Raw genomic sequence first — 18,260 nt, forward strand, 5'->3', positions numbered from 1 at the left:
GGCTATTCGGTCCCCGCGGGGTTCATGATGCGGCCGATGGCGCCGACCAGTTGCGACCAGCGGTCGCGTTCGCGCGACAACTGCGCCTTGCCAGCCGCCGTCAACTGGTAGTACTTCGCCCGCTGGTTGGCCTCGCTTACCCCCCATTCCGACTTGAGCCACCCTTTCTTCTCGAGACGGTGCATGGCGGGATAGAGTGAACCGGTCTCGACCTTGAGCAAGTCGTCGGACTGGGCCCGAATCGCCTGGCCGATCCCGTGGCCATGCTGGGGGCCCCACTGCAGGGTGCGCAGGATGAGCATGTCGAGGGTGCCCTGCAGCAGTTCCAGGCGCTGGTCATCGCGGGGTTTGGCCATAGATGTAGACGCTCTACGGCCTTAGACGTAGGACGTCTACGGCTTGTTCCTGACACCGAATTATCACGATTTCGGCCGTAAACGGCTGCGCTGCCGCGAGAGTAACCCTGAACATGAAGCGAGCGATCGTCGTCGTCGTGCTGCTGGCGGTGGTCGCAGCCGGAGCCGGATACTGGTATTCCAACCGCGCGCGGGTCGAGGTGGCGGTCAACACCGTGCCGGTCACCCGGGGCGAAATCATCGACACGGTCGGCGCCACGGGCACCCTGCAGGCGGTGACGACCGTCCAGGTCGGCAGCCAGGTGTCGGGCAACATCGAGTGGCTCGGCGCCGACTTCAACTCCATCGTCAAGCAAGGACAAGTCATCGCGCGGCTCGATCCGTCGCTGTTTGACGCGCAGCTCCAGCAGGTTCAAGCCAACCTGATCCAGGCGCGGGCCAACCTCACCAGGGCCAACAGCGAACTTGACCGCACCAAGGTGCAATTGACCGATGCGCAGCAGAAGTTCGCCCGCGCGAAGGAACTGGCGACGCAGAGCCTGATCGCCCAGAGTGATCTCGACGCCGCCAAGATCGCGGTGGACACGGCGGCCGCGGGGGTCGCGTCACAAACGGCCTCGGTCACCCAATCGCAGGCCGCGGTCACGCAAGCGCAGGCCTCGGTCAACCAGTCGCAGGTGAACCGCAATCACACCATCATCAGGGCACCCATTGACGGCATCGTCACGCAGCGAAGCGTGGACGTGGGCCAGACGGTGGCCGCCAGCATGTCGGCGCCGACGCTGTTCGTGATTGCCGCGGACCTGACCGAAATGCAGGTCAATGCCAACATCGACGAGGCCGATGTCGGCCGCATCCGGCCCGGGCAGCACGTCACGTTCCGGGTTGATGCCTACCCCACCGACAACTTCGAGGGCACGGTGACGCAGGTCCGCCTGCAGCCGGTGGTGGTGCAGAACGTCACCACCTACGGCACGGTGATCGACGTCCCGAACAAGCAACTCAAGTTGAAGCCGGGGATGACGGCGAACGTGAAGATCGAGATCGCGAAGCGCACCAACACCTTGCGGATCCCGAATGCCGCCCTGCGCTTCCGCCCGACCAACGAGATGTTCGCGGCGTTCAAGCAGGAGCCGCCACCCGAGATGACCGCATTCGGCGGAGGCGGCGGTCGCGGTGGCCCTGGTCGTGGGGCGCCAGGCGCGGCCCCGGCCGCTCAAGCAAACCAATCGCCGGGGGCACCCTCGCCCATGGCGGAAGCCCGTCCCTCGACTCCTTCTCGCGACGCCCTGAGCAACGTCGAAGGGCGCGCCGGCCGTGGCGGCGGCGGATTCCCCGGAGCCGGCCGAGGCGGGCCCGGTGGGGGCGCCGACTTCCAGGCACGCTCGCTCGAGCGCTTCAAGACCATGACCGCCGACGAGCGGGTGCAGTTCATCGCGCGAATGAAGGAGCGCGGGACCGACACCAGCGCGTTCGAGGCGCTGATGGCGCTACAGGGCAGCAAGCCTCAGGGGGCGGCCACGGCGCAGGCGCAGACCATCGACGCGCTGTTTGCGCCGTTGCCGGTGGTCGAGTCGCGCGGACGCGCGTGGACCTTCACCGACGGGCAACTGAAGCCCTTGCAACTGCGACTGGGTATCAGCGACGGCACGAACACGGAAGTGCTGGGCGGCGAGCTCCAGGAGAATGCCGAAGTGGTCACCGGCGTCACGGGCCTTGGCCCGACCCGCGCAACACCGACCCAGGGTGGCACCGGCAATCCCCTGATGCCGGCCGGACGCGGTGGCCGGCCGCCAGGAGGCGGCGGACGCGGTGGCAACTAACGCACTAGGGTCGGGCGACGTCCCGGCATCCACCGTCATCGCGACCCGGAACCTGGTCCGCACCTACGAGGTCGGCGAGCACCTGGTGAGGGCGCTGCGTGGCGTCAACCTCGACGTGCAGCGAGGCGAGTTCCTGTCGGTGACGGGGCCATCGGGCTCCGGCAAATCGACCTTCATGCACATTGTCGGCTGCCTGGCGCAGCCGACGTCCGGCCAGTACTTCCTTGACGGCCAGGACGTGTCGCAGATGTCGAAGAATGACCTGGCGGCGGTGCGCAACACCAAGATTGGATTCGTGTTCCAGGGCTTCAACCTGCTGTCGCGCACCTCGGCGCTCGACAACGTCGAACTGCCGCTGCTGTATGGCGGCTCCGCGATGAAAACGTCGGAACGGCATCAACGCGCAAAAGACATGCTGGCGGCGGTCGGCCTGGCCGATCGCGCCAGCCATCATCCCAACCAATTGTCGGGCGGCCAGCAGCAGCGCGTCGCGATCGCGCGGGCGCTGGTCAACAACCCGTCGATCATCCTCGCCGACGAGCCCACCGGCAACCTCGACTCCAGGACCAGCATCGAAGTGATGGAGCTGTTTCAGCGCCTGAACATCGAGCGCGGCATCACCATCCTGCTAATCACCCACGAGCACGACATCGCCGAACATGGCACACGCATCGTCGCGTTTCGCGACGGCCTGGTCGTTACCGATCACCCGGTGCCCGATCGCCGCATGGCCGCCGAAGAACTCGCCAACCTGCCCGTCGAAGCGGAGGCTGTGTAAGTCATGAGCATGCTGATGGTGTTCCGCGTCGCCCTCAAGGCGCTGGCCCGCAACAAGATGCGCACCTCGCTGACCATGCTCGGCATGATCATCGGCGTCGCCGCCGTGATCACCATGGTGGCCCTTGGCACCGGCGCGCAGGCGTCGATCGAGACGCAGATCCAGGCCGCCGGCACCAACATGATCATGGTGAGCGCCGGCAACTTCATGTCAGCCGGCGTCCGCACCGGCCAGGGCAACGCCAGCACGCTCACGCCGGAAGACGCGCAGGCGATTGCCGAAGTCCCCGGCGTGCAGTACATCGCGCCGGGCGTGAACACCCGCGGCCAGGTCGTGGCCGGCAACCTGAATTGGGGCACCCAGATCCAGGGCACCGACGTGGACCTGCCGCTGATCCGCTCGTGGCCCACGGCCACGGGCGCCTTCTTCAGCCCGGCCGACGTCGCCTCGGCGGCCAAGGTCGCGGTGCTGGGCTCCGTGGTCCACGTACAACTGTTTGGCGCCGACGTCGACCCGGTGGGCCAGATCATCCGCATCAATAACCAGCCGTTCACGGTGTCGGGGGTGATGTCGAGCAAGGGCCAGTCGGGGATGGGCCAGGATCAAGACGACGTCGTGTATGTGCCGTATACGACGGTGATGAAGAAGCTGCGCGGCATCACCTACGTGCAGAACATCACCGTCTCGGCGGCCTCGGCGGCCGACACCGCGCCGACCGCGGACCGCATTGCCACCTTGCTGCGCTCGCGCCACCAGATCGTGGACGAAGACGACTTCATGGTCCGGACCATGGAGGAGATGGCCAGCGTCCGCGTGCAGGCCACCGAGACCATGACGGCCCTGCTGGCGAGCATCGCCGGCGTGTCGCTGTTGGTCGGCGGCATCGGCATCATGAACATCATGCTGGTGTCGGTGACCGAGCGCACGCGCGAGATCGGCCTGCGCCTGGCGATCGGCGCGCGCGGCCGCGACGTGCTGATGCAGTTCCTGGTCGAGGCGATCGTGCTCAGCATGGTCGGCGGCTCGATCGGCATTGCCCTCGGCCTCGGCTTGTCGGAGGGCGTCACGCTGTGGATGTCGTGGCCCACGAAGGTCTCTCCGCAGGCGGTGGCGGTGGCTTTCGTGTTCGCCGCAGTGACGGGCGTGTTCTTCGGCTTCTACCCGGCCCGCAAGGCCGCGGCGCTGGACCCGATCGACGCGCTGCGGTTTGAATAGGCCTCTACCCCCACCTGGGCCGCCCTTAGACCTCGCGGGGAAAGGCGCGTATCATGTGGGCATGGACCTGCAATTCACGGCGGTCTTCCGCAAAGTGCCGGAAGGTTACATTGGATTCGTCGAAGAAGTCCCCGGCGCGAATACTCAAGGCGCTACGCTTGAGGAAGCCCGCGCCAACCTCCAGGAAGCCGTCGAAATGGTGCTCCAGGCAAACCGAGAACTGATCGCCGAAACGGCAAATGGCGGCGAGGTTATTCGGGAGCCCTTCAAGGTCAGTGCGTGAAGCGTCGGGCGCTCGTTCGGCACCTCCAGGATCAAGGGTGCGAGTTGCTGCGAGAGGGCGCCAACCACTCGATCTTCGTTAACCGGGCCGCTGGCAAGACATCGACGGTTCCACGGCACACCGAAATCAACGAGAATCTGGCTCGCAAAATCTGCAAGGACCTTGGCGTCCCCGCCCCGTAGCGTCGAAGCACGACGACTGCAAGCTCAGGGCTCAGTGCCCCAGCACTCGGTGGGGCACATAGCGCTCCTCCAGGAACTTCTGCTCTTCGTCCGCGAGTTCCACAGACAGCCCCTCGACAAGTTGGTCTAGTTGTTCCAGTCGTGATGCGCCGATGATGGGCGCCGTCACGCCGGGGCGATTCGCGACCCACGCGAGCGCCACCTGGATCGGCAGCACGCCCTTCCGCTTCGCCAGTTCCACGACGCGGTCAGCGATGTCGTAGTCGGCGTCGGCGTAGTAGAGGCCGTGCCCGAACTCGTCGTACTGCTCGCGCCTGGAGGCGTCCTTGCTCCCTCGTTTACGGTTCCCCGCCAGGAAGCCACGCGCCAGGGGACTCCACGGGATCACGCCAATGCCCTCGGTCGCGCACAGCGGGAACATCTCGCGCTCTTCCTCGCGGTAGACCAGGTTGTAGTGGTTCTGCATCGAGACGAAGCGCGTCCAGCCGTGTAACCGCTGGGTCGCCAGCATGTTCGCGAACTGCCAGGCGTACATGCTCGACGCACCGAGGTAGAGGGCCTTCCCCGCCTTCACCACGTCGTGCAGAGCCTCGAGCGTCTCCTCGATCGGCGTATGTTCGTCGTAGCGGTGGATCTGGTACAGGTCCACGTAGTCCATCCCCAGGCGCTTCAGCGAGCCGTCGATCGCCGCCATGATGTGCTGGCGCGACAGGCCGCGGCTGTTGGGATGGTCGGTGACCGGGTAGAACACCTTCGTCGCCACGACCACCTCGTCTCGACGAGCCAGCTCCTTGAGAGCGCGGCCCAGCACCTCCTCGCTCACCCCGCGTGAGTACATGTCGGCGGTGTCGAAGAAGTTGATGCCGTGCTCGATCGCGCGCTTGTAAAACGGACGGCTGGCCGCTTCGTCCAGTACCCACGGGCGCCAGTTGGGCGTGCCGTAAGTCATGGTGCCGAGACAAAGCCGCGAGACTTTCAGGCCGGTGGTGCCGAGGCGGACGTAGTCCACTGTCGTTTCTCCATGTAGAGGAAGTACGGGATCGAACAGAGCGCCAGGGCGCCGGCCACGGCGAAGGCCCGGCTGAAGCCGTAGTGTTCGCTGAGCCAGCCGACCGAGATCGAGCCGCTGCCAATGCCGGTATCGAACGCGCCAATCAAGGCGCCGAAGGTGGCGCCCCGGCGATGGTCGGGCACGTGCTGCATCAGGTGGGCGACGAACACCGGATAGGCCGAACCGAAGCCGATGCCAAACAGCACCGCCGACAGCCCGAAGGTCAGCCGCGTCGACGCGAACACCAGGACCGCCACGCCCAGCACCATCATCGCCAGGCACGGCACGATCACCCGCGCGTGCCCAATGCGGTCGGCGTAACGGCCGATGAAGGGCCGCGTGGCGACGATCGCCAGCGCGAAGATCGTGAAGAACAGCGCCCGCGGCGTCACGCCGACGCTATCGGCATAGACGGCGACGAAGCTGGTCACGCCGCCATAACTGAAGGAATACAAGAACAGCGTCACCGCGCCAATGACGACCCGCCACTCGACCAGGTCTGACGGCCGCAGCGACAACGGCGGCATTTCCCGACGTGTGTCAGGCGGCAGCCGCCACGCGATGAAGGCCATCAGCAGGTTCAGCGCCGCCATCTCGAGGCACAGCAGCGTCCACCCGCCCCGCTCGAACACCCACAGGCCGAGCCCGGGCGCAATGGCGATGGCGAGAATGCTGGCAAAGCCCGCATAGCCCAGCCCCTCGGCCCGGCGCGAGGCGGGGACAATGTCGAGAATGTAGGCGCTGGACGAGGACAGCAGTCCCGACCAGAACACCCCGTGAACGAGCACCAGCCCGAGGATGACGTGGTACGACGGCGCGACGGCGTAGAGCAGCGAGAACCCCGTGATCGCCAGGCTGGCGACGATCAGCACTTTGCGCTTGCCCAGCCGATCGCCGATGCCGCCGGTGATTGGCGCCGACACCGCCGAGGCGTAGGTGAGCAGGCCCAGGAACAGGCCGGCCTCGCTCCCCGTCCCGCCGAGCGACAGAATGTGAAAGGGCGCCACCGGCAGCAACTGGAACACGGACATGAAGACCGTGAAGCCGTAGCTGCACATCAGGAAGAACCGGGGCGTGAATAACGGCTCAGGCTCTGAGCGTGAGGACGAGCTTGCCAATGTGCGTTCCGGCCTCCATCAGCCGGTGAGCATCCGCGGCCTGGGCCAGCGGAAACACCTGGTGAACGATCGGCCGGACCACGCGCGCCTCGAGCAGCGGCCACACCTGCTGGCGCAACTGCTCCGCGATCACGCCTTTCTGGGCCGGGGTTCGCGGCCGCAGCGTCGATCCGGTAATCCACAGGCGCTTGCGCATCATCATCGAGAAGTCGAGCTCGGCCTTCGGACTTTTCAGGAAGGCGATCTGGACCAGCCGCCCTTCAAGCGCCAGCACGTCGAGGTTGCGGGCGATGTAGTCGCCGCCGACGATGTCGAGCACGACGTCCACACCGCGGCCATCGGTGGCCTCCTTCGCCGCCACTACCCAATCCGTGGTGCGGTAGTTGAAGGCATGCGAAGCGCCCAGGCCGCGCGCGGCCGCGCACTTCTCGTCGCTGCCGGCCGTGGTGAGGACGATCGCGCCACGGGCGCGCGCCAACTGAATGGCGGTCGTGCCAATGCCGCTCGTGCCGCCGTGGATCAGGATGGTCTCGCCTCGCGTGAGCCGGCCACGGTCGAACACGTTGGTCCACACCGTGAAGTACGTCTCGGGAATCGCCGCTGCCTCGATCATCGTCAAACCGCGCGGTACCGGCAGGCACTGCTCCTGCGGCACGTTCACCCGTTCGGCGTAGCCGCCACCGGCGACCAGGGCACACACCTCGTCGCCAATCGCGAACGACGCCGCGCCGGGTCCGAGCGCGGCGACCGTGCCTGCCACTTCGAGCCCTGGCAGATCGGAAGCACCGGGCGGCGGCGGATACTTACCCAGCCGCTGAATCACGTCCGGCCGATTGACGCCGGCGGCCACGACGTCAATCAGCACTTCGCCCGGCCCCGCGACAGGTTCCGGCCGATCGGCAAGCTTCAGGACATCCGCTGGCCCGAACTGTGAGATTTCAACGACCCGCATCAAATGCCTCGCACGGAAACACCGAAGCACCGAACCATCACCAAGTGTTTGCCCGCAACACAACCAAGACCAATGGTTTCCGTGCTTCCGTGTTTCGGTGTTTCCGTGTCATGCATTCACTTCAGTCCTGACGGCAGCCGTGGCGACGAGAGCAGCGCGCCGAACTCGGCCCACACGCGCGTGGCCGACGCATTGTTCCCGGCCTTGCGCGTGAGATACGCGCGAACGAGGTCCTTGCCCAGGTTGTAGTTGATCACGTAACTGCGGTACTGATCGACGAACTTCACCCGCTGCTCGGCGCGTGGCGCCGTGTACAACGCGTACTTCTCGAGCCACGCCGCCGCGCCGGCGCGGTCGATCGTGCCGTCAAGATACCGGCGGGCGGCCTCGTTGCCGGCATACGACAAACGCTCAACTAGGGCCAGCACGTCGTAATACTCCTGCACCCGCTTGCCGTCGAGACCCGCCAGCGGAAACAGCACCTCGCGCTCGAACGTGATGCGCTCGGCGGTCGGGAAGGCCACGTCAATGCCGTAGTTGGCGGTGCCCTCGGCGATCAGCGACTGGGGCGAGAACAGCGGGTAAACGGTGTATTCAATCCAGCCGCGGTCGCGCACCAGGTTCTTCTCGAGCAGCACGTTGTAGACGTGATGGCCGGGATAGCCCTCGTGGCACGCCAGGTCAATGGCGCGATCGACGTAGATGGGCAGGTCGGTGTTGACCTGGATCAGGCTCTTGTAATTCCCCTGGTACCAGTTGTAGCCCGACCACGACTTGCCGGTCACGTACTCGACCGTGAACCGTTCCTCGACCGGCAACTCCAGGTGCGCCAGGGTGCGATCACGGCAGGCGCGAATGGCCTCGCGAAACACCCGGTCAACGCGAGCGGTGGGGATGACGAATGCCTGCTTGAACCGGTCGTACCGCTCAATCAGCGAGCCCTCGCCCGGCAGACGGGCCTCGAGCTGCTTCAACACGGCCTCGAACTCCACTTCGGTCTGCGTCGGCGCGACCGCGTCGTACAGGGCCCGCGACTCCTCGTCAAACGTCAGCCGCTTGCCTTGCAACATCGCCACCCGTGCCCGCAGCGCCGACATCTGCCGGGCCAGGTACTGCCGGCGCAGCGCCCACAACTCGGTGTCCGTCGCGACGGGCCCGCCTTCGCCAGGCTTCGGCGCGGCAGGCTGAGCGGCGATCTCTTTCTCGAGCGCTTCGGCCTGCTGATCGATGGCCGCGAGCGGCGCCTTGGCCGCCTCGGCCTCCTTGCGCCACTCGGCCGGCCCGTAGAAGGCATCGACGTAGTCGGCGTCGTGCTGCCCCACGGCCAGCACCAGCTTGACGTAGCGTTCGGCCACGCCGCGCATGGGGTCGGCCGGGGACTGGGCAGTCAGCATCAGGGGAACTCCGGCAAGGGCCAGCACCAGGGGCAACAGCGTCTTATTTCGCATAACGGGAACCGATCGTCGGAATCAGGTAGTCGCGAAACGCGCGGTTGAAGTCGTAAGCGGGGGCGAAGCCCCAGTCGCGGCGGGCGGCGGTGTCGTCCACGTCCTCGGGCCACGAGTCGACGATGCCCTGCCGTTTCGTGTCGTTCTTCCAGGTGAGGTCGGCGCCAGGGAAGGCGCGCACGACTTCCTGCCGTACTTCCTCGGCCGACGGATTGAAGGCGGCCAGGTTATAGGCGGTGCGCGTCAGCGACGCCTTCGGCGCGGCGGCGAGCCGAAGCAAGGCCTCGACCCCATCGGGCATGGCCATGAACGGAATGCGGGTATCGGGTCGCACGAAGCAGGCATACGGCTCGCCCTTCGCCGCGGCATGAATCATCTCGGGCGCGTAGTCGGAGGTGCCGCCAGACGGCACGGTGAGCGCCGAGATCAGTCCCGGGAAGCGGACGCACCGAAAATCGACGCGACCCGACTGCGTTTCGGCGGCGAGCTGCTTATAGAAGCGCGCATAGTAACGGCCCAGCTGTTCGCAGTAGAGCTTGTTGCACCCGTACATGGTCGACGGCGTGTTGAAGTCGTCCTCTTTCACCTTGCCGGCCTGGCGCTTGGTCGCAAGATCAGGCAGCCCGTAGGCGGCAATGGACGAGGGGTACAGGAAGGTCACCGGCCGGCCATGGGACTCGGCCTCCCGCTGCGCAAACTCCAGCAGGTTCAGCGTCCCTTCCACATTCACCTGGTGTGCGGTCGTCGGCGTGAACTCCGAACGGGTCGAGAGCAGCGCCGCGAGGTGATACACGGTTTCGACCTCGAACTCCGACAGCACGCGCTCGAGCAGCGACTTGTCCATGATCGAGCCGGTGACTTCGCGCTGCACTTTCTTGGCCAGCGCGGGTTCCAGCGGATTCACGTCCAGGGTAATCACCGGCTGTGCGCCGGCCTCGGCCAGGTGCGCGATCAACCCGTGGCCAATCTCGCCGCCTGCACCCGTAATCAACACGACCGGCTTACGCATCAAGACGTTCTCCCGTCACGGCTGGCAGATACACGCGAAAGCTGGCGCCGCGCCCACGATCGCTGACCACTGAAATGGCGCCGCCGGTCTGGCGAATGATGCCGTAGACCGTGGCCAAGCCGAGGCCGGTCCCGCGACCGGTCTCCTTGGTGGTGAAGAAGGGTTCGAAGATCCGGGCCTGCGTCGCCTGGTCCATGCCAATGCCGTTGTCGCTGACCGCGAGCAGCACGAACCGGCCGGGCGCCAGCCCCGCTTGCAGCATTTCGGGCGAGTCGGCCTCGAGGCGGACGTTGGCCGTCTGGACCGTGATCATGCCGCCCGTCGGCATGGCGTCGCGGGCGTTCACGATCAGGTTGAGCAGCACTTGCTCGATCTGGGCCGGGTCAGCGAGCACCTGGGACAGCGTCGGCGCCAGTTCCTGTTGCAACTGCACGGCAGTGCCAATCAACCGCCGCGCCATGCGCGAGACGCTCGCCACGATCTCGTTGACGTCGAGCGCGACCGGTTGCAGCACCTGCTTGCGGCTGAACGCCAGCAGCTGGCGCGTCAGCGAGGCGGCGCGATCGGCGGCGTGCAGGATCTCGTCCACCTCGGCCGCCATCGCCGGGTCTTTCTTGACCCGGTGCGACATCAGCTCGGCATTCCCGCGAATGGCGGTCAACAGGTTATTGAAGTCGTGCGCGATGCCGCCGGCCAGGCGGCCGACCGCTTCCATCTTCTGCGCCTGCCGCAGTTGGTCCTCGAGCTTGACGCGATCGCTGATGTCGATTACGGTCGCCAGGATCGCCGGCTGGCCGCTGAACTCGGTCACCGAGCAGAACGCTTCGACCTGAACCACGGTGCCATCCTTGCGCACGCCGCGCAACGTCAGCTGGATGTTCGCGCGTTCGGCGTCCAGCCGCGACAACTGGTCGATAACCAGCGCCCGGTCCTGCTCGTGCAGCAGCGCAAACGCCCACGGCAGGTCGAGCAGTTCCTGTTGCCCGTAGCCGATGATGTCGGCGCCCTTCGGGTTGACGTAGACCAGGCGGTCGTTCTGCAGGATGTAGACGCCGACCAGCGACTGCTCCACCAGGCCGCGGTACTTGGCCTCGGCAGCGCGCAGGGCGTCTTCGGCGCGGCGCCGTTCGGTGATGTCGCGGGCCACCGCCTGCATGCCGGTGTACTGCCCCTTGGTGTCGAACACCAGCCACGCGTTCTGCCCCAGCCACACTTCCTGCCCAGACTTGGTCACGCCCGGGAACTCGACATAGGAATTGAGCACGCCCTGGCTGACCTGCTTGTAGTAGTGCTGCAGGATCGTCGGGCGGTAGTCGGCGCGGATGAACTCGGTGAAGCGGCGGCCAATCACCTCGTCGTTCGAATAGCCGAACACGCGCAACGTCTCAGGATTGACGAAGCGGAAGTACCCCTCGGCATCGGCTTCGAAGATGATGTCGGCCGCGGCGTCGAACAGGTGGCCATAGCGGTCTTCGGTCACCCGCAGGGCGTCCTCGGTGGCCTTACGCTCGGTCACGTCGCGATAGTGCACGACGATGGCGCCGACCCTCGGCTCGGCGAGCAGGTTACGGGCCACACCTTCGGTCCAGCGAATAGTGCCGTCGCGATGGCGGCACCGGAACGCGCCGGTCTGGGGCGCCTCGGGATGGTCGAACAGCTCGCGCACCAGGTCTTGCCAGGCCGCCAGATCCTGCGGTTCAACGATGTCGCGGACGCGCAGGCCGACCAGGTCGCCTGGTTCGAAGCCCAGCACGTTCGTGGTGGCGGGATTCGCCCAGCGGATGACGCCGCCGATATCCACCAGCACCACCGCATCGACGCTGAAGTTGATGAGCGCGGCGAGTTGCTCGACGCTGGGCGTCTCGTTCACCGCGCGCTCCGGACAGGCATCTGCCTATTCTAGGCTACAGATTGACGCCGCTTGGCGCAGATACCGCTAACGCAGTGGCAGCCGGGCGCGGCGCTCACCAGAGCGCGGCTTTCATCTCGGCAATCGCGATCTCGACCTGCCCCAGTTCCGCGAGCACCCGCTCGACCTCGGCCAGGGTGGCGGCCAGCGCCTCGGGCGGCGGCACGCTCCCGCGCTTGACCTCCCACGCCAGGTCGCGGGTCGTCTCGGCGCAGGCCCGGCACACCTGGAGGGTGTGTTCGTGCGCGTCGATCAGCCGCCGGACTTCCTCTTGTTCCTCGGGAGTCACTGCAGGGCGCCTCAGGTGCGGTAGGGATCGGGGCGCCAGGTCCGGATCGACGCCTTGATGGCCTTGGGGGCCAGGTTCTCGCGCGCCGCGCGTTCGAGCAGGGCACCCAGTTCCTCGTCCGACGCAAACCGCAGCGCGACGATCTGCTTGGCCGACAGCTTGGCCAGCAAGGCATCCTGGCCGGCCGCCAGGACCTCGGCGCAGCGCACCTTCACCTCGAGCATGATGATGCGGTCCTGCAGCGCGACGGTGTTCCAGCGCGTGATCGAGAGCAGGATCATGACCGCGACGATGAGGGTGAAAAACGCCCAATGATCGGTGTGCCACCCGAGGTGGAGGTCGCCGTACATCAGCCCCAACGTCAACAGGATGAAGCCCGTCGCCCAGTAGGTGGGCACGGGATGGTAGATGTGGTGCTCGTAACTCTGCTCTGCCATTACTTCAGCTTTCCGTCGATCTCTTCGTAGACCTTGCGCACGGCTATCGGCCCCTGCTGCTCGGCGAGGTACCACTCCTTGTAGGGTCCCCAGTTGGCCTGCTTCGCAGCCTCGGCCGCCGGCAGCCCGAGCTGGTGCAGGCGATTCACCTCGGCGATCACGGCGCGCATCGCCTTCTGGTACTCGACCAGCTCTTCCCGCGCCGCCTTCGGCTCTTCGATGAAGCCATGGCCCGGCACGAACTGCACCACGTCCATGGCCAGCGCCTGGTCGATCACGCCCACCCATTCGGTGGGATACGCCGAGCGCATGGCCGGGAACACGCGATTGAGGTAGACCTCGCTCATGAACAGGAGCTTCTGCTGCGGCAGGTAGACCAGCAGGTCGCCGCCGGTGTGGGCGCGGCCGGCGTAGATCGCCTGCACCTCGATGCCGCCCAGGTTGATCACCTCGCGGTCGCCGGTCATGGCCGGCGCGTCCAGCTTCATGGCCGCCTTCGACGCGGGCGTCACGATATAGGTGATGCCCTGTGGCAACACCGCGTTACCCGCGGTGTGATCGCCGTGATCGGAACCGACGATATACCACTTGACCGGCTTCGGCGTGACCTTGGCGATCGCGTCCAGCAGCTTCTGGGTCGCGGCCGGACTGCCCTGCCCATCGGCAATCAACACGCCGTCGTCACCGACAACGAACAGCGACACCGTCGTCATGCCGGCGCTGTGAAAGTCTTCGTAGCCGTAGACGTTGTCGAGGATCTTGGTGGTGCGGGGAAACTCGGCGCGGCTCAAGCCGCGCTTGATGGGGTCGGCGGTTCTGACCTGCGCGGCAGACCTGTCCGCCATAGCGCGAAGCGCGACGGTGGATGACGCCGACACCACCAGGGCCACAGATAACGCTGATAACGCAGACTTCAGAATTCTTGAAGGCATGGCCCGTTATGGTACCACGCACAATCGAAACAGGAGATGAGGAGCTCAGGAAACCTAAAGTGGCTCCTGACCTCCTGGCCTCCTGTTGTAGCCTTTCTAGCGTCCGTCGATCAGATCGCCCAGTCCGCCGACGCGGTCGAGGATTGAGCCCTCGCCCTTGCGCGAGCCGCCGGTTTGCGGGGCCGCGGCGTAAATGCGATCCGCCATGCGCGACAGCGGCAGCGACTGCAGCCACACGCGGCCGGGTCCCCGGAGGGTCGCGAAGAAGATGCCTTCGCCGCCGAACACTGCCGTCTTGATCCCGCCGACGAACTGAATGTCGTAGTTCACGCTCGGCTGCAGCGCGACCAGGCAGCCGGTGTCGACGCGCAGGGTCTCGCCGGCGCCCAGTTCGAAGTGATGAATGGTGCCACCCGCGTGGACGAAGCACAGGCCATCGCCCTCGAGTTTCTGCATGATGAAACCCTCGCCGCCGAACAGCCCGACGCCCAGTTTCTTCTGGAACGCGATGCCGATGGACACACCGCGGGCGGCGCACAGGAAGGCATCCTTCTGGCACACCAGGTGCCCGCCAAGCGCGCGCAGGTCCATGGGGATGATCTTGCCGGGATACGGCGCGCCGAACGCGACCTTGTGCCTGCCCTGGCCCTGGTTGGTGAACACCGTCATGAACAGGCTTTCACCGGTCAGGATGCGCTTGCCGGCGCCGAGCAGGGCGTCCATCACGCCCTTGGATTGCTGCTGGCTGCCATCGCCGAAGATGGTCTCCATCTGAATGCCGCTCGTCATGTACATCATCGAGCCGGCCTCGGCCACCGCGCCTTCGCCCGGGTCGAGCTCGACCTCGACGAACTGCATCTCGTTGCCATGGATCTCGAAGTCAATGTCGTGGGCGCGGCGGCCCGGCGGCGGTGGTGGGACAAAGCCCGCTCCGGCGGCCTGGCCCGCCGAAGCGCCGGCGGGGCCTTTGACAAACGGCGCGAAGGCAGCAACGTCCTTCACCTTCTGCCACGACGTCATGCCCGCGGTGAACACGAGCGTTTCGGCGTCGATGCTGCCGTTTTGCAAGTTCGAGACGATCTCGCTCTGCGCCACCGGGCCTACCTGATGGCCACCGATGGCCATGTACCACTGATTCGAGCCGTCCATGTGTTCTCCTTGTTAGTAGCCAGATGCCAGTAGCCAGATGCCAGTAGCGCCAGTTTCCAGTAGCCAGTAGCCAGTAGCCAGTAGCCAGCAATCAGAGAGCACTTCGTCTCTGGATACTGGCGTCTGGATACTGGCTACTCTTCCTGCGCGTCGATCTTCGCCGTGGTCTCGGCTTCGATGGCGGCGACCGCCGCCGGATCGAGTCCCAACCGGTGCGCCAGCTGCGCCAGGTAGATGCGTTCGGCGCCGGTCACCACTTCATCGGCCCGCACAATCGTAAACGCCAGCGTGTAGAACTCCTTGCGGGCGGCCGGGTCGGTCACGCCCTGGACGATCTCCGAGAGCGGCCGCGAGGTCTGCGCCAACTCGGGCTCGATGATCGCTTCGAGTCCAGCGGCCCTGGCACGGGCCAGGATCGCCTCGCGCTCCACCGCGGTCAACTCACCGTCGGCACGCGAGGCCGACACGGCCAGGCGAATCAGCTGCAGCACGGGGCTCGGAAGGTCGGCCGGCAGCACCGGAATCGGCGGCACTGTGGCACCCATGGCACCAGCACCCATAGGCACACTAGGCACCCCAGGCACCTGAGGCACATTCTGTCCCTTGACGCTGTCGTAAATGCCCCAGACCACGCCCGCCGCCGCCAACACAGTACTGGCGGTCAGGAAGCCGCCGTTGCCGGTGATGTACTTGGTGGCGCGCCGGGCGCGCTTGCGTCCCGAGCGGCCCATGGCGCCGCGTAAGACCACGGAAAGGATGTCAGCCGGATTGTTGAACACTTCGTTCGCCCCTCAGTGATGAAAATACTGGCAGAAGGCCGCAAATGTTCCAATTGAAAAACGGATGGATCGCGCGCTAATAGACGGCCTTCCCTACAAAGCCGCGAAGCGGCCGAGCCCTACGAGGGGCGCAGCCCGAGCCCCACGAAGGCGCGGAGCGCCGAGCCCTACAGCTGGGACGAAGGCGGTTTCGGCACAGCGGCCTTCGGGGCCTCCGGCGTCCAGTCCTCACCCGGATTGATGAAGCGGTTGGTCTCGAGCTTGTACTGCTTGTCGTAGAGCTGACGGTAGCGGCCATCGCGCTCCAGCAGTTCCTCGTGCGTGCCGCGCTCGACGATTTCGCCGCCCTCCATCACCAGGATCTGGTCGGCGCTGCGGATGGTCGACAGCCGGTGGGCGATCACGAAAGTGGTGCGGCCGGTGCGGAGGGCCTTCAGGCCGTCCTGGATCATCTCTTCGCTCTCGCTGTCGAGGCTCGAGGTCGCTTCGTCCAGGATCAGCACCTTGGGCGACGCCAGGATGGCGCGGGCAATCGACACCCGCTGGCGCTGGCCGCCGCTCAGCTTGATGCCGCGCTCGCCGACGATGGTCTCGTAGCCTTCGGGGAACTTGAGGATGAACTCCTCGCAGTGGGCCAGCTGCGCCGCCGCCTTGATCTCGTCGAGCGACGCCCCCGGCTTGGCGTAGCCGATGTTCTCGGCAATGGTCCCGTCGAACAGGAAGTTCTCCTGCAGCACCGACGCCAGCTGTTCGCGGTAGTCGCGGAGCGGAATATCCATCAGGTTCTTGCCGTCCACCGAGATGGTGCCCTTGAGCGGCCGGTTGAACGCCATCACCAGGCTGATCAGCGTGCTCTTGCCCGACCCGCTCGACCCCACGAGCGCCGTCGTCGTGCCCGGCGCGGCGTGGAATGACACGTCTTTCAGGACGGGAACACCCTCGTTGTATTCGAACCAGACCCGGTCGAAGCGAATGTCGCCGTCGATGGCACCAAGCGACGGCTTGCCGGCATCGGCCTCGTCCTCGGTCTGCATGTTCATGATCTCGCGGATGCGATCGAGGCCGGCGAAGGCCTCGGTGATCTGCGTGCCGATCGAGGCAATCGAGATCATCGGCGCGGCCAGCAGGCCGATGAAGAAGATATACATGACGAAATCGCCGAGCGTCATGGTGCCGGCCAGGATGGCGTTGCCGCCCATCCAGATCATGATCACGCCGACCACGCCGATGATCACGGTGCCGCCAGAGGTGGTCGCCGACACCCCGGTCATCGACTGCGCGATGTTGCGGAACAGCTTGTGGGCGCCGTGCGTGAACACGATCTCTTCGCGCTTCTCGGCGGTGTAGCTCTTGACAATGCGGATCCCGCCGAGCGCTTCGGTGAGGCGGCCGGTGACTTCAGCCTGGATCTTGCCGCGTTCGCGGAACAGCGGCCGCAGGCGCTTGAAGGCGGTGGCCATGCCGGCCCCAAACAGCGCCAGGACCACTGCCGTGACCAGCGTCATGCGCCAATTCAAGTACAGCAGAACGCCCAGGCTGATGATCGCGGTCAAGACACCGCCCACCAGCTGCACCAGGCCGGTGCCGACCAGGTTGCGAATGCCTTCGGCGTCGCTCATGATGCGCGACAGCAGGACGCCGCTCTGTGTCGAGTCGAAGTAGCGCACCGGCAGGCGCATGATCTTGGCCTGCACCTTCTTGCGCATGTCGGTGATGGCGCGCTGGGCCGCCACGCCGAGCGTTTGCCCCAGGAAGAAGCTGGTAATCGCCTGCACCACCGTCGCGCCGCCGGCCGCCAGGGCAATCGGCAACAGCAGCTCGATCCGGCCCTTGCCAATCACATCATCAATGACGTACTTCGACAGTGCCGGCAGGACGATGCCCGACAGGCGGCTGATCATCATCAGCGACAGCCCGATCGCGAGGCGCCGGCGGTGCACCCACACCAGCTCGCGGAACTCGCGCCACGCGGCGGCCGAGTCGATTTTCTTCTTGGCGGCGGAACGGGTGTCCGGCCCTGACGGCGCAGTCGTCCGCGTCGACGAGCGTTCGGCTCGCCGCATGGAAGGAGCGCCTGATCTCAATAGGGCCATAGGGTGCTGTCTATCCGCCTACAGGCGGATGCCACATCTGTCGGGATGGCTTCAATTCAACGCGTACGGGACGGCGAGCGTAAACGGGGCGATGCGCGCTTCGAACGTGTCGCCGTCGGCCTTCACCATGGTGTAACTGCCGTGCATGGTGCCGACCGCGGTCTTCAAGTGGCAAAAGCTGTTGTAGTCGTAGGTGGCGCCCGGCGCCAGCACCGGCTTCTCGCCGACGACGCCCTCCCCGCGCACTTCCTCTTCTTCACCATCGGTGTTGGTGATCACCCAGTGACGGCTCAGCAGCTGCGCGGTGTCCTCTCCCACGTTCGAGATACGAATGAAATAGGCGAACCAGTACTCGTGGTCCTTCGCCGAACTGCGTTCGGGGATGAACTTCGTCGTAACTTGCACGCGGATGCCGTTAGTCGTCGTATCGCTCACGCCAACGATTATCCCACGCTTG

General features: G+C 65.8%; 19 protein-coding genes. 5 read left to right on the top strand and 14 right to left on the bottom strand.

Features of this window, described 5'->3' with window-relative positions:
• Nucleotides 1-2: 2 nt before the first annotated feature.
• Nucleotides 3-356 carry a PadR family transcriptional regulator gene (locus Q8T13_22485; GenBank protein ID MDP3720540.1) on the bottom strand — a complete coding sequence of 118 codons (354 nt, stop codon included), beginning with the start codon at nucleotides 354-356 and terminating at the stop codon, nucleotides 3-5.
• Between the two features lie 113 nt (nucleotides 357-469).
• Between Q8T13_22485 and Q8T13_22490 the strand changes: the two genes are divergently transcribed.
• The 5 genes from Q8T13_22490 (at nucleotide 470) to Q8T13_22510 (ending at nucleotide 4,637) form a co-directional block, all read left to right on the top strand.
• The gene (locus Q8T13_22490; protein ID MDP3720541.1) at nucleotides 470-2,179 is read left to right on the top strand and encodes an efflux RND transporter periplasmic adaptor subunit; all 1,710 of its coding nucleotides are present in this window, start codon (nucleotides 470-472) and stop codon (nucleotides 2,177-2,179) included.
• Complete coding sequence (locus tag Q8T13_22495) at nucleotides 2,169-2,957, top strand: ABC transporter ATP-binding protein (protein MDP3720542.1); 789 nt, start codon at nucleotides 2,169-2,171, stop codon at nucleotides 2,955-2,957. The genes Q8T13_22490 and Q8T13_22495 overlap by 11 nt, the downstream gene beginning before the upstream one ends.
• 3 nt (nucleotides 2,958-2,960) lie before the next feature.
• Complete coding sequence (locus tag Q8T13_22500) at nucleotides 2,961-4,172, top strand: ABC transporter permease (GenBank protein MDP3720543.1); 1,212 nt, start codon at nucleotides 2,961-2,963, stop codon at nucleotides 4,170-4,172.
• A gap of 61 nt (nucleotides 4,173-4,233) precedes the next feature.
• Entirely contained in the window at nucleotides 4,234-4,455 is a 222-nt protein-coding gene (locus Q8T13_22505; protein ID MDP3720544.1) for a type II toxin-antitoxin system HicB family antitoxin, read from the top strand.
• A complete protein-coding gene (locus tag Q8T13_22510) occupies nucleotides 4,452-4,637 on the top strand; it encodes a type II toxin-antitoxin system HicA family toxin (GenBank protein ID MDP3720545.1) in 186 nt (61 codons plus the stop codon). The genes Q8T13_22505 and Q8T13_22510 overlap by 4 nt, the downstream gene beginning before the upstream one ends.
• A gap of 31 nt (nucleotides 4,638-4,668) precedes the next feature.
• Here the strand turns inward: Q8T13_22510 and Q8T13_22515 are convergent, their stop codons facing one another.
• The 13 genes from Q8T13_22515 to apaG form a co-directional block, all read right to left on the bottom strand.
• Nucleotides 4,669-5,646: an aldo/keto reductase gene (locus Q8T13_22515; protein MDP3720546.1), complete on the bottom strand. Its 978-nt coding sequence runs from the start codon at nucleotides 5,644-5,646 to the stop codon at nucleotides 4,669-4,671.
• Entirely contained in the window at nucleotides 5,613-6,746 is a 1,134-nt protein-coding gene (locus Q8T13_22520; protein ID MDP3720547.1) for an MFS transporter, read from the bottom strand. The genes Q8T13_22515 and Q8T13_22520 overlap by 34 nt, the downstream gene beginning before the upstream one ends.
• Before the next feature lie 28 nt (nucleotides 6,747-6,774).
• Entirely contained in the window at nucleotides 6,775-7,758 is a 984-nt protein-coding gene (locus tag Q8T13_22525) for an NAD(P)H-quinone oxidoreductase (GenBank protein ID MDP3720548.1), read from the bottom strand.
• 116 nt (nucleotides 7,759-7,874) lie between these two features.
• Nucleotides 7,875-9,206 carry a hypothetical protein gene (locus Q8T13_22530; GenBank protein MDP3720549.1) on the bottom strand — a complete coding sequence of 444 codons (1,332 nt, stop codon included), beginning with the start codon at nucleotides 9,204-9,206 and terminating at the stop codon, nucleotides 7,875-7,877.
• Nucleotides 9,196-10,215, bottom strand: a complete 1,020-nt coding sequence (locus tag Q8T13_22535; GenBank protein ID MDP3720550.1) for an NAD-dependent epimerase/dehydratase family protein — start codon at nucleotides 10,213-10,215, stop codon at nucleotides 9,196-9,198. Before Q8T13_22535 ends, Q8T13_22530 begins: the two co-directional genes overlap by 11 nt.
• Nucleotides 10,208-12,085: a PAS domain S-box protein gene (locus Q8T13_22540; protein ID MDP3720551.1), complete on the bottom strand. Its 1,878-nt coding sequence runs from the start codon at nucleotides 12,083-12,085 to the stop codon at nucleotides 10,208-10,210. Before Q8T13_22540 ends, Q8T13_22535 begins: the two co-directional genes overlap by 8 nt.
• Before the next feature lie 94 nt (nucleotides 12,086-12,179).
• Nucleotides 12,180-12,413, bottom strand: a complete 234-nt coding sequence (locus tag Q8T13_22545; protein ID MDP3720552.1) for a hypothetical protein — start codon at nucleotides 12,411-12,413, stop codon at nucleotides 12,180-12,182.
• 11 nt (nucleotides 12,414-12,424) lie between these two features.
• Nucleotides 12,425-12,850 carry a DUF6526 family protein gene (locus Q8T13_22550; protein ID MDP3720553.1) on the bottom strand — a complete coding sequence of 142 codons (426 nt, stop codon included), beginning with the start codon at nucleotides 12,848-12,850 and terminating at the stop codon, nucleotides 12,425-12,427.
• Nucleotides 12,850-13,695: an MBL fold metallo-hydrolase gene (locus Q8T13_22555; GenBank protein MDP3720554.1), complete on the bottom strand. Its 846-nt coding sequence runs from the start codon at nucleotides 13,693-13,695 to the stop codon at nucleotides 12,850-12,852. Before Q8T13_22555 ends, Q8T13_22550 begins: the two co-directional genes overlap by 1 nt.
• Before the next feature lie 183 nt (nucleotides 13,696-13,878).
• The gene (locus tag Q8T13_22560) at nucleotides 13,879-14,931 is read right to left on the bottom strand and encodes a TIGR00266 family protein (GenBank protein MDP3720555.1); all 1,053 of its coding nucleotides are present in this window, start codon (nucleotides 14,929-14,931) and stop codon (nucleotides 13,879-13,881) included.
• 134 nt (nucleotides 14,932-15,065) lie between these two features.
• On the bottom strand, nucleotides 15,066-15,680 hold the full coding sequence (locus Q8T13_22565) for a DUF533 domain-containing protein (GenBank protein MDP3720556.1): 615 nt from the start codon (nucleotides 15,678-15,680) through the stop codon (nucleotides 15,066-15,068).
• Between the two features lie 197 nt (nucleotides 15,681-15,877).
• Entirely contained in the window at nucleotides 15,878-17,773 is a 1,896-nt protein-coding gene (locus Q8T13_22570) for an ABC transporter ATP-binding protein (protein MDP3720557.1), read from the bottom strand.
• A gap of 81 nt (nucleotides 17,774-17,854) precedes the next feature.
• Nucleotides 17,855-18,238, bottom strand: coding sequence for a Co2+/Mg2+ efflux protein ApaG (apaG, locus tag Q8T13_22575; GenBank protein MDP3720558.1), 384 nt, complete (start codon nucleotides 18,236-18,238; stop codon nucleotides 17,855-17,857).
• Nucleotides 18,239-18,260 lie beyond the last annotated feature (22 nt).

The organism is Acidobacteriota bacterium, assembly GCA_030697165.1.
In the GTDB taxonomy this organism is placed as follows: Bacteria; Acidobacteriota; Vicinamibacteria; order Vicinamibacterales; family UBA2999; genus 12-FULL-67-14b.